General features: G+C 74.9%; 8 protein-coding genes. All 8 read left to right on the top strand.

All coding sequences use genetic code 11. The annotated features are described in order from the left end of the window. The first annotated feature begins 275 nt into the window (after positions 1-275). Positions 276-1,748 carry a CocE/NonD family hydrolase gene (locus ACFWV2_RS26405; RefSeq protein ID WP_384408412.1) on the top strand — a complete coding sequence of 491 codons (1,473 nt, stop codon included), beginning with the start codon at positions 276-278 and terminating at the stop codon, positions 1,746-1,748. After that, positions 1,745-3,124: a YcaO-like family protein gene (locus tag ACFWV2_RS26410; RefSeq protein WP_384408414.1), complete on the top strand. Its 1,380-nt coding sequence runs from the start codon at positions 1,745-1,747 to the stop codon at positions 3,122-3,124. The genes ACFWV2_RS26405 and ACFWV2_RS26410 overlap by 4 nt, the downstream gene beginning before the upstream one ends. Positions 3,125-3,201: 77 nt before the next feature. Beyond that, positions 3,202-4,509, top strand: a complete 1,308-nt coding sequence (locus ACFWV2_RS26415) for a nitroreductase family protein (RefSeq protein ID WP_384408416.1) — start codon at positions 3,202-3,204, stop codon at positions 4,507-4,509. After that, positions 4,506-6,245: an ABC transporter ATP-binding protein/permease gene (locus ACFWV2_RS26420; RefSeq protein WP_384408418.1), complete on the top strand. Its 1,740-nt coding sequence runs from the start codon at positions 4,506-4,508 to the stop codon at positions 6,243-6,245. Before ACFWV2_RS26415 ends, ACFWV2_RS26420 begins: the two co-directional genes overlap by 4 nt. Beyond that, positions 6,242-8,062, top strand: a complete 1,821-nt coding sequence (locus tag ACFWV2_RS26425; protein ID WP_384408420.1) for an ABC transporter ATP-binding protein — start codon at positions 6,242-6,244, stop codon at positions 8,060-8,062. The genes ACFWV2_RS26420 and ACFWV2_RS26425 overlap by 4 nt, the downstream gene beginning before the upstream one ends. Positions 8,063-8,309: 247 nt before the next feature. Beyond that, entirely contained in the window at positions 8,310-8,813 is a 504-nt protein-coding gene (locus ACFWV2_RS26430; RefSeq protein WP_384408422.1) for a hypothetical protein, read from the top strand. Further along, positions 8,813-10,213 (top strand): hypothetical protein, encoded by a 1,401-nt coding sequence (locus tag ACFWV2_RS26435; protein WP_384408424.1) that lies wholly within the window; start codon positions 8,813-8,815, stop codon positions 10,211-10,213. Before ACFWV2_RS26430 ends, ACFWV2_RS26435 begins: the two co-directional genes overlap by 1 nt. Then, positions 10,210-11,631: a VWA domain-containing protein gene (locus ACFWV2_RS26440; RefSeq protein ID WP_384408426.1), complete on the top strand. Its 1,422-nt coding sequence runs from the start codon at positions 10,210-10,212 to the stop codon at positions 11,629-11,631. The genes ACFWV2_RS26435 and ACFWV2_RS26440 overlap by 4 nt, the downstream gene beginning before the upstream one ends. The last annotated feature ends 9 nt before the right edge of the window (positions 11,632-11,640 follow it).

The raw sequence follows: 11,640 nt of genomic DNA on the forward strand, positions 1-11,640 counted from the left end.
GCGGTGCGGAGGGCCGCGAGGCCGGTCGTACCGGGGGCTGGGGCTGGGATGTCGGGGGCCGCGAGGCCGGTCGTACCGGGGGCTGGGGCTGGGATGTCGGGGGCCGCGAGGCCGGTCGTACCGGGGGCTGGGGCTGGGATGTCGGGGGCTGCGATGCCGGTCGTACCGAGCCCGGACGCGTCGGCACCCGTCGCGCCGATTCCGGACCCGTCGATGCCCGTCGCGGCCGTTCCGGACGTACCGATGCCCGTCATACCGATACCGAAGAAGGACGGATGAGGTCCTTCCGTACGGCCGTCGACGACCTCGCCACGGACGTCCGCCTTCCCGACGGCCCCGGCCCCTTCCCCGCCGTCCTCATCCGCACCCCCTACGACCGTGCCCGGCACCTGGCCGAGGCGCGCGGCTGGGCCCGCCGGGGCTTCGCCGCCGTCGTCCAGGACGTGCGGGGCCGATTCGCGTCGCCGGGGGAGTGGCGCCCGTACGAGAACGAGGCCGCCGACGGGGCGGTGACCGCCCGATGGATCCGGCGGCAGCAGTGGAGCGACGGCCGGTACGTCGCGATCGGCGCCTCCTACGCCGCACACTGCGCCCTCGCCCTCGAAGCACACGGGGAGGCCCGGCCGGACGCCGTGATCGTCGCCGTGCCCGCACTCGGCGTCGCCGAGACGGCGCGGGAACCCTCCGGTGTGGAACGGCTGCTGGCCCGCGCCGGGTGGTGGGCCGCCCACGGCGACCGGCCGGACTCCGACGAGAGCGCGCTGGACGAGGCCCTCGCCGCGGACCCCGGTCTGCTGACCCACCTGCCCCTCGCTGACCTCCCCGAGCGGCTTGGACGCAAACTGCCCTCCTGGTCGGGGCTTTGGAGGCACCGTGCCCCTGGCATGTTCGTCTCACGGGCTCCCCGGGCCGGGGTCCCCCTGCTCGCGGTCGGCGGCCACCACGACCACTTCGTTGAGGACACCCACGCGCTGTGGCGCACCTGGGGCGGACCCTCGGCCCGCCTGCTGCTCGGCCCATGGGGGCATGGTCTCGTGGCGTCGCCAGGACCCGACGCCGGCCCCACCCACCGGGTGAACCTCGGTGAGCTGTACGTGCGATGGGCCCGCCGCGCCCTCGCCGGTGACCTCGCCCCCGGCCGCCACGGCGCCCTGGGGCTGGGTGGCGGCGACCTGTGGCTGCCCGCAGGCATCGACGGTGAATCGTTCATCCGGCGCCCGCGGCTGCTGCACGGTGCCGAGTTCACCGCCGACCCCGACCGCCCCGTCCGCTCCGACGACCTCGCCGTGCCGACCGGCGGACTCCCCGACCGCTGCCTCCTGGCCACCCCGCCGCTGCCCCGCCCTCTCGACGCCGTCGGGCCCGTACGGCTACGGCTGCGGGCCAGCGCCGACACCCCCTCCGCCGACTGGGCCGCCCGACTCGTCGCCCTCACCCCGGAAGGGACCGCCGAGCGGCTCGCCGTCGGCGTCCTGCGACGTGAGAAGCCGTACCCGGAAACCGAGTTCACCGTCGAGCTCGGCCGGATCGCCCGTCGGCTGCGTGCCGGCACACGGCTGCGCGTCGAGATCGCCGGACATCATTTCCCGGCCCACGCCCGTAACCCCCACACCGGGGAGGACCCCGTCACCGCCCGACGGCTGCACACCTCCCGACGAACAGTCGACCCGGAGAGCGTGACGCTGCTCCTGCACACCCTCCCCTCCCGTCCCACCTCCACCCATCCCGCCAAGGAGATCCTTCGATGACGGCGCTGCCGCCGGAAGCACTCGTCGACCCCGTCTGCGGCATCGTCCGCACGGTCAAGCCCGTCGAGCACCCTGCCGGTGCCCCACCCCGCTACACCGCCGTCACCGCCGAGATATCCGACGCCCGCAGACTCGGCCTGTGGCCGGCCGACCGGGTCTCCCTCGGCACCACCTTCGGCGACCCCGCGCAGGCCCGCATCGCCGCGATAGCCGAGGGCGTGGAGCGGTACTGCGGCAACCGCGTGCCGCCGCCCGGCCACCCCGACGCCCCCCTGCGCGCCACCGCCGCCGAGCTGACGGAGAAGGGCCTGCGGCTCTACGGCCCCGCCGACCTGCCCACGTACGCGCCCTGGCAGTATGCCCGCGAGAAGTTCCCGTACCGCCGCCTCACCGCCGACACCCCGTCCCTGTGGACGCGCGGCACCGAGCTGCTGCCCGACGGCCACGCGACGGAGGTCCGGGCCCCCGTCGCCCTCACCCACCTCAACTGGCGCCAGGGCGAACTGCGCGAGCTGCCCCGCACCCACCACCTCAACTACGCGGGCATCGCCACCGGGCAGGGCCTCGACGACGCCGTCGAACGCGGCCTGCTGGAGATCGTCGAACGCGACGCCCTGGAACTGTGGTGGCACCTCGACGGACCCACCCGCGGGATCGACCCGGCCAGCGTGCCCGGCCTCATGGACGATCTCGCCGGATCCGCGCTCGACGTCCATCTCGTCGAGATGCCGTCCGAGTTCGCCCCGTGCGTGGCGGCACTCGTCCACGACCCGCGACTCGGCCTGTACGCGGCCGGCTTCGCGTGCAAGTACGACCCCGCCGAAGCCGCCCGCAAGGCGGTCCTCGAAGCCGTCCACACCTGGGTCTTCACCCAGGGCCTGACCGGCTCCGAGGGCTGGGTCTTCCAAGCCGTCGAGGCCGGCCTGCTCGCCCCCGGGCTCTACCTGGACCACCGCGCCGACGGGCGGTATCTCGACGCGTGCGGCGAGCAGTTCGAGCACGTGCGGGACCTGGGGGCGCACGTGCAGGTGTGGCTCGACGGGCGGATGGCGGCCGAGGCACGGCGCTTCACCGAACCCGCCCACGGGACCGTGTCCGTCGACCAGGTCGAGCCCGGCAGCCGGGAACGCCTGGACAGCGCGCTGCACGCGGGCGGCCACCGGATCATGACGTTCGATCTCACCACCGAGGACGTCGCCGAGACGTCCCTGCGGGTGGCCAGGGTCCTCGTCTCCGGACTCCTCCCCAACGCCCCCGCCGCCTTCGCCTACTTCGGCTGCCCCCGGTTCGCCGAAGCAGGCGTCCGACGAGGCTGGCGCACGACGGCGCCGGGCGCCCCCGAGGACTTCACTCTGGCGCCCCCGCCGCACATGTGAGGACCCCTGTGGAACACCTCGACGCGGATCGTCTCACGGGCCTGGATCGCCTGACGGACGCGGATCGCCTGACGGATGTGGAGTACCTGACGGACGTGGAACACCTCGACGAGAACCGCCCCCCGGACCTCGCCGCCGCTCTCGCCCGCGCCCGCTCCCCGCGGCTTCCCGGTCCCGACACACCGGCCGGGGCGCCCGTACCGGCCTGGTCGGGTCCGCCGTACCCGCTCGCGGGAGGCGGTCCGACGGACCGCCTTCCGGGGACCCTGCTGCGCCTCTCCCTGGCGGCCTCGGACCGCTCCGGCCGACTGCGGCCCGCGTCCTCCGCCGGTGCGCTGCACCCCGTGGACACCGTGCTCGTCGTGGGCGCCGGCTGCGCCCTGCCGCCCGGCCGCTACGGTTACGACCCGCTGCGCCACCGTGTCCACCACCTCGGCAGGCAGCCCGACGGTACGCCGCCCGGTGTGACCGCCGAACTCTTCGTCACCGCGCGGCGCACGGTCTCCCACTACGGGCACCGCGCCTGGCCGCTGCTCCTGCTCGACACCGGGCACGCCGCCGCGGCGCTGTTCCTCGCGGCGCGTGCGCTGGGCGTGGACGAGCCCGAGCTACGGCTGGACGGGCTCGACGTACGCGGTGGGCTCGACGAATCTGACGGACTCGACACTCCCGACCCACGCGGCGGACCTCACGTACCCCGCGTGCCCCACCCACCCGACGGGCTCGACGGATACCACGGACACCACGGACACCACGGCCCCCAGGGACTCCACTGCCCCTCCCCGACCCCCCTCGCCACCCTCCACATTCCCCCCCCGCTCCACCGGCCCGACACCCCGCCCGGCTTGCGGCCGCTGAGGGACGCGCCCACACCCGAGGAGCTGCTGGCCCGCCGCAGCGACCCACCGCCGTTGCCGGGCGCCCCGGACCCGGGCGCGCTGCGCGCCGTCCTCGCCGCCGCCGCACTCGCTGGCGGCCCCGAACTGCGGTGGTGCGTCGCCGTCGGACCGCCACGGCCCGGCCTGGTGGAGCTGACCGCCGACGGTACGACACTGCGACGGATCGCCGCGGGGGAGGCGCGCCCGACACTCGCCGTCTGGGCCGCGCGTCAGGCGTGGATCGCGGACGCGGGCGCCGTCCTGCTCGCCCGTGGCTGCCCCGCGGACGCCGACGAGGCGCACATCCGCCGCGCCCACCTGCGGGCCGGATTCGCCGTCCACCTCGCCCACCTCACCGCCCGGCGCCACGGCCTCGCCGCCCGGCCCGTGGGCTCCTGGCAGCAGGCGGACCTGGGCGCCGCGCTCGGCGCTCCACCCGGCCGGGACTGGATCGTCCACGGACTGGTCCTCGGCACCCTCCACGCCGACGAGGAGAACACCGCATGATCGTCCACCCCGAGCTGCGCCGCGCCGCCCGACGCGCACGGCGCCCCCTGCTCGCCGCCACCCTCCTGCAAGGTGCCGTCACCCTCACCCACCTGACGCAGGCGACCCTGCTGGCCCTCGCGCTCGCCCAGTTGGCACGCGGCGAGGCGGGACGGCTTCCCTGGCTGCTCACCGCCGTACTCGCCGTCGTCGCCGCCCGCGCCGGACTCGGCACCTGGCAGCGGCGCACCGCAACGCGCGCCGGGGCCGAGGTCAGAGTGGAGCTGCGGGACGAACTGCTCACCCACCTGGGACACCTGGGCCCCGCACACATGACCACCGCGCGCGCCGGAGCCGTCCGCACGACACTCGTCGACGGCGTGGAAGGTGTCGACGCCTACGTCTCCCGCTATCTGCCCCAACTCCTGATCACCCTGACCGTGCCGCCCCTGGTGCTCGGGGCCGTCGCGGTGGTGGAACCGGTGGCGCTGCTCGGCCTCGTCCCCGCCCTGCTGCTCGCCCTGTGCGGCCCCCGGGCCTGGGACCGTCTCCTCGCGGCCCGGGGCAAGGAGCACTGGGACACGTACGAAGGTCTGGGCGCCGACTACCTGGAAGCCCTGCAGGGCATGCCCGCGTTGCGGTCGGCCGGCGCGGTCGGCCGTACCCGCGAACGCCTGGAGAGGCGTTCGGCGGCGCTGCACCGGGCGACCGTCGCCAAGCTCCGCGTCTCCCTGGTCGACACCGGCATCACCGACCTCGCCATCCAGGGCGGCACCGCCGCCGCCGCGCTCCTCGCCTGCTGGTCGGCCGTGACCGGATCCACCACGGCGACCGGTACCTACCTCGTGCTGCTCCTGGCCTCCGAATGCTTCCGGCCGGTCCGCGACCTCGCCCGCGAGTGGCACGCCGGATACCTCGGAGCGTCGGCCGCGGACGGCATAGGGGCGCTGCGTACCGCCGAACCCGCCGTCCGAGACACCGGAACGGCCCCCGTGCGATGGTCCGCGCCCCCGGAACTCCGTTTCGAGGAAGTCCACTTCACCTACGAGGGGGCGTCGGTGGCGGCCCTCCGTGGCGTCTCCTTCACCGCACCGGCGGGACGGACCACGGCGATCGTCGGCCCCTCCGGCGCGGGCAAGTCCACCCTCGTCGCACTGCTCCTGCGCCACCACGACCCGGACGGGGGCCGCATCACCCTCGACGGGCGCGGTGCCACCCGGTACTCCCTCGACGCGCTGCGGCACGGCGTCGCCGTGGTGTCGCAGGACACGTACCTCTTCCATGCCACCATCGCCGACAACCTCCGCTTGGCGCGGCCGGACGCCACGGACGACGATCTGGCAGCGGCGGCCCGTGTCGCGGGGATCCACGGCGAGATCGCCGCCCTGCCCGACGGCTACGCCACCGTCCTCGGCGAGCGCGGTGCCACCCTGTCCGGCGGACAGCGACAGCGGCTCGCGCTCGCCAGGGCCCTGCTCGCGGACGCCCCGGTGCTCGTCCTCGACGAGGCGACGAGCTCGGTCGACGAACGCCGCGAGGCGGACATCGTCAGCGAGCTGACGGCCGCCGCCGGCGACCGCACCGTCCTGGTGATCGCCCACCGGCTCGCCGCCGTCCGGCACGCCGACCACATCGTCGTCCTCGACGCGGGACGGGTGGACGCCGTCGGCGACCACGACGGCCTGGTCGAGGCGGGGGGCGTCTACGCGCGCCTCCTCGAGGCCGGCCGTACCCACCGAGGAGAACTCGCCGCATGAGCGACACCGTCGACCGTCACACCCCCGCCACGGACGCCGTGGTGACCGTCCCGCCGCCCGTGTCCGCCGCCACCCCCGCAGGCGCCGTCGACGCGGACGTACCCGAACGGGGCTCCCTGCGCGCCCTGCTCCCCGCCCTCGCCCGCCACCGGGCCATGACGGCTCGCACCTGCGCCGCCGCGCTCCTCGAACAGGGCTCCCTCGTCGCCCTGGTCACGCTCGCGGCGCACACCGTGGGAACGGCCGTCATCGAGGGACGAGCCCCGACACCCGGCACCGTCACCGCGCTGATCGCCCTGGTCCTCGTACGGGCCCTGACGACCTGGCGCGAGATGGACCTCTCGCACGACCTGGCCTACCGGGTTCTCGCCGCGCTCCGCGTACGCGTCTTCGACGGGCTCGCACGCAGCGCACCCGCCCGTGTCGCGGGGCGGCGCAGCGGAGACCTCGCCGCCACGGCCATGGCCGACGTGGAGGCCCTGGAGTTCCTCTACGCCCACACCACCGCCCAACTCCTGGCGTCGGCAACGGTCTTCACCGGCGGCACGGTCATCCTCGCCGCGGTGGAGCCGTGGCTCCTGGCCGCCGTGCTGCCGGTCGCGGCGCTGCTCACCGCAGTCCCCTTCGCCGAGGCCCGAGGGAGGACGGCACGCGGCGCCCGCACCCGTACGGCCGTCGCGCAGCTGTCGGCCGACACCGTGGAGATCGTCGACGGACTGCGTGAGCTGGTCGCGTTCGGCGCCCTCACCGGACGGCGCCACCGGCTGGCGGCACGCGGACGGCAGGTGGGCGACGCCCAACGTGCCGAAGCCACCTGGGAAGCGGCCGTCGCCGCGGTCCGCGATCTCCTCATCGTGGTGGCGGTCCTCGGTGTGGTCGCCGCCGCGGCACAGTCCGTGACCTCGGGGCGGCTGCACGGCGCATGGGCACCGGCCGCGATGGCGCTCGCCCTGGCCGTGCTCGGCCCCGTGGCGGAGTCGGCCCGGTCCCTGAGCCAGGCCGTGGCGCTGCGCGCCGCCGCCTCCCGCGTCGGCGCGGCCGTCAAGGCCCCAGCCCTCGCCCCGCCCCCCGCCGAGCCCCGCCCGTTGCCCGCAGGGCCGCTGGGTGTCCGCCTGCACCAGGTGAGCTTCGACTACGGCGGCGGTCCCGTCCTCGACGGCGTCGAGCTGACCGTACCCGCTGGTCAGACGCTCGCCCTCGTCGGCGCGTCGGGCGCCGGCAAGTCCACCTGCGCCCACCTCCTGGCCCGTTTCTGGGACCCCTCCGAAGGGCAGGTCCAGCTCCTACCCGCCGACGGGACGCCCGTCGACCTACGCGAGGTGAGCGACGCCGAACTCCGGCGCTCCGTCGCACTGGTGGGCCAGGAGACGCCCCTCTTCCACGGCACCCTCGCGGAGAACCTGCGGCTCGCCGCCCCCGACGCCGACGACGACCTCCTCGCCGAGACGGCCCGCCGATGCGGAGTCGACCGGATCGCCCCGCTCGACACCGTGGTCGGCGAGCGCGGCGCCACCCTCTCCGGAGGCCAGCGGGCCCGGATCGCCCTCGCCCGCGCACTCCTGGCGCAGCCCAGAGTCCTCGTACTGGACGAGTCCACCGCCCACCTGGACAACGCGAGCGACGCCCGACTCGCGTCGGTACTCCGCCAGAAGGACCGCACCACCCTCGTCATCGCCCACCGCCGCGCCACCATCCGCAGGGCCGACCGCATCGCCGTCCTCGAAGCGGGACGCATCGCGGAGGAGGGCACCTGGGCGGACCTCACCGGCCGACCCGACAGCGCACTCAACCGGAGCCTCGCCCAGATCCCCTCCTGAGGACACGGTGGTGCGACGCCGGCGAGGCGGGTGCGAGGCGGGTGCGTCCGTGCTGGAGCCCGGGTGGCCTGGAGCCCAGGAGCCACTGGAAGCCAGGAGTCCAGGGTCCCGGTCGGGCGGGGTCGATCCGGTTGGCCGTCCGGCTTCCCACCGGGCGCCGACGGCGTTGTCAGTGGGCGGCGATAGGTTCGATCTTGTTCCGCCACGACGGCGAGAGCATCCCTTCGACGTGCATGGGAGAGGTACGTTGCCGGTCTGGGAGAGGTCGAGTACGGCGCGGGTGGTGCCGCCCGCGCGACCGCGGAAACTCGCCAAGGTGCCGTTCGTCGAACTGGCCGACGGACGCCTGCAGGGCGTCGTGTCCAGTGGATCCGACGCAGGACGCGTGTACGTGTCCTCGATCGCGACCGCGACGTACGCGTTCGCCTGCAGCACCAACAACAACCGCCCCTGCGGCGGTGCGCGCGGCACCTTCTGCAACCACATCCGCGCCCTGGTCGGGGAGGCGGTCCTGCAGTACGGGGCCGAGCGCGTCGCCCGGTACCTGAAGGCCGACACCCCGGACGGCGAGCCCGACGCGCAGAAGCTCGTCTCGGTGATGACCGCCACCCGCCCCGAGCAGGGCGACACCTCGGCGGCCGCCCCGGTGTTCAGCCGGTTCCTCCGGCACCTCGCCTACCTCGAACTGGAGCCGACCACCGCGCCGCTGCCCGAGATGCAGTGGTTCCCCCCGACGAGGACGGTCGCCTGATGCGTACGGATCTGCTCACCGACCCCGTCGACGGACTCGACGAGGCGCTCGACGCCGTCGACGCCTTCGACCGGGCGCTCGTCGCCGGGCTGCTCCGACCGCAGCCCGCCCAGGCCGCCGGACTCGGCGCGCTCGCGGCCGCCGTCGCCGGATCGCCGCTCGCCTCGCTGGTCGCCGAGGCCGCCGACAAGGCCGCGGCGGGCGCCGCCGGCGAGGACCACCTCGTCGCGCTCGCCGCCGCCCGCACCGCCCTCATGGGCGCCGTGCACGACGCCCTCACGGACCGCGTCGCGGACGTCACCGGCCGGCCGCGCGCCGAGCGGAGCGCCCCGGATCCCCGCACCACCGACGCCGGCCCCGGTGCGAACGTGCTGGCCGCCGCCCGCGCCTGGCTCGGCGACCTCGCCCGCGCGGGCTGGCAGGGCATCGACCACGAACTGGTCGCCGGAGCCGCCCCCGTGGTCTCCGCCATGCTGCCGGACATCCACCTGCGCCGCCTGGCGACCCTGCTCGACGGCTTCGCGGCCGAACTCGCCGCCTCCTGCCCCGGCGCCACCCTGGATCGCGTCCCGGAGCGCCGCTGGGCCGACCTGTGGACCCGCGCGCTGCTCCTGACCCTGCCCGGCGCCGCCCCCACGCCCACCCCGTCCCCCGTGACCGGCCGCCTGCTGCCGCTCGGCGTGGACGTACAGGAGCACGCGACCGCCGTGCAGGCCCAGGTCCACGCCGTGCTCGAACCCTCCGACGGGACGGCGCCGCGCCTCGTCCGGGCGGCGGTGTCCGCGCCCAAGCCCGACACCGTCGTCGGCGCGGGCCTGTGGCAGCTCCTGCGGCCGCGGATGTCCCTGCTCGGAGCCGCGGGGGAGGGCCGCGCCATGGAACTCGACGCCATGCCCGTCACCGCCGAGGGCGACCTCGTCTGGGACGACGCGCGGGCGCGCACCGGCGAGCCGGCCGACCCCTTCGCCACCGCCCGGGTCGTCCTGTCCACCGCCACCGACCCGGTGACCGCGCCCCTGGACCGTCACCCGGCCCGGATCGCCGTCCCCGTACTCCTGGAGGGGTACGGGGCGGAGCACGAGGACGACGGAACGCTCACGTTCACCGTCGCCGGGCACCGGCTGGCCGTCGACACCGACCGCGTCCCCGCCGCCGGTCCGCTCACCCCGGCGGCGGTCGCCGCCTCCGGCGCGTGCCTGGGTCTGCTGCGGTGGGACGCGGGGGAGTTCGTCCTCCAGCCGCTCGCCGTCGAGACGACCGTCCGGAAGAAGACCGTCGCCGTCCACGCGGGCGCGTGGGCCGGAGGCACCACCGACAAGCTCGGCGTACGGGCAGAGAAGGCGGCCACGGACTCCGTCACCGTCCTGCGGGAACGAGCCGGAAAGCTGCTGCGCGCATGACGGACACCACGCCCTCGGCCGGTCCCGCCGACGCCCCTGCCACCGTTCCCACGGCCCCCTCCCGCCCGGGCACCCCGCCCCCGGGCGTCCCCGACGCCGACGACAACCGTCGTCAGGTCCTCTACTGGCGACTCCTCGCCCGGCTCTTCGACCCCGAGGAGCAGGCCGCACTCGAAGCGGCGAGCCTCGCCGTCGTCGAGGACATCGGTCTGCCGTCGGCCCTCCTCGACCCGGGCGCGTCCGTCGAGTCGGTCGTCCAGCGCCATCCGGAGCTGGCCGACGAGTTCGACGGGCTGATGACCCCGGAGCCCGACCCGGACGGCGCGCGCGACCGGGCGGCGGAGGTACGGCGTGCCGCGCTAGCGTCGAAACTGCTGCTCAACGTCTTCGCCACCGGATCGGGAACGGTCTCCGCGGGGCAGCTCGCCCGCTGGCAGTCCGACGCGGGCTGGCTGGAGCGGGCGCACGGCTGCCCGCCCGGGGGGCTGCGCGGCGGCCAGGGCGGCGGAGCAGCGGTCCCGGCCGGCGGCCTCGGATCCGAACTCGGCGCCGTCGAAGCCGAACTCGTCCGCCGCATGCACCTGCGCGAGGTGCTGGCCGACCCCGTCCTGGCCGCCCGGCTCACTCCCAGCATGTCGCTGATCGAGCAACTGCTGCGCGACAAGGGCAACCTGTCAGGGATCGCCCTGGCCAACGCCAAGTCCCTCATCCGGCGCTACGTCGACGAGGTCGCCCAGGTGCTCCGCACCCAGGTGGAGAAGGCCACCGTCGGGGAGCTCGACCGCTCGGTCCCGCCCAAGCGCGTCTTCCGCAACCTCGACCTCGACCGCACCATCTGGAAGAACCTCACCAACTGGAGCCCGGAGGAGGAGCGGCTCTACGTCGACCGCCTCTACTACCGGCACACCGTCCGCAGGACCACACCCCAGCGGCTCATCGTCGTCGTGGACCAGTCCGGCTCCATGGTCGACTCGATGGTCAACTGCACCATCCTCGCCTCGATCTTCGCCGGGCTGCCGAAGGTGGACGTCCACCTCATCGCGTACGACACCCGCGCCATCGACCTCACCCCGTGGGTGCACGACCCGTTCGACGTGCTCCTGCGCACCAACCTCGGCGGCGGCAACGACGGACCGGTCGCGATGGCGATGGCCCGGCCGAAGATCGCCGAACCGAAGAACACCGCGATGGTGTGGATCTCCGACTTCTACGAGTTCGACCGCTCGCAGCCCCTGTTCGAGGGCATCGAGGCGGTCCACCGGTCCGGGGTCCGCTTCATCCCCGTCGGGTCGGTGACCAGCTCCGGACGGCAGGAGGTCAACCCCTGGTTCCGGGAGCGGTTCAAGGCGCTCGGCACCCCGGTGATCTCCGGCCACATCGACAGACTCGTGCACGAACTCAAGACCTTCCTCACCTGAGACGCCCAG

It is taken from the genome of Streptomyces sp. NPDC058671 (genome assembly GCF_042716475.1).
In the GTDB taxonomy this organism is placed as follows: domain Bacteria; phylum Actinomycetota; class Actinomycetes; order Streptomycetales; family Streptomycetaceae; genus Streptomyces.

Excerpts from the sequence above, each read along its gene's own strand:
- ACFWV2_RS26405 (WP_384408412.1), top strand. The coding sequence starts at position 276 with ATGAGGTCCTTCCGTACGGCCGTCGACGACCTCGCCACGGACGTCCGC.
- ACFWV2_RS26410 (WP_384408414.1), top strand. The coding sequence starts at position 1,745 with ATGACGGCGCTGCCGCCGGAAGCACTCGTCGACCCCGTCTGCGGCATC.
- ACFWV2_RS26420 (WP_384408418.1), top strand. The coding sequence starts at position 4,506 with ATGATCGTCCACCCCGAGCTGCGCCGCGCCGCCCGACGCGCACGGCGC.
- ACFWV2_RS26425 (WP_384408420.1), top strand. The coding sequence starts at position 6,242 with ATGAGCGACACCGTCGACCGTCACACCCCCGCCACGGACGCCGTGGTG.
- ACFWV2_RS26435 (WP_384408424.1), top strand. The coding sequence starts at position 8,813 with ATGCGTACGGATCTGCTCACCGACCCCGTCGACGGACTCGACGAGGCG.
- ACFWV2_RS26440 (WP_384408426.1), top strand. The coding sequence starts at position 10,210 with ATGACGGACACCACGCCCTCGGCCGGTCCCGCCGACGCCCCTGCCACC.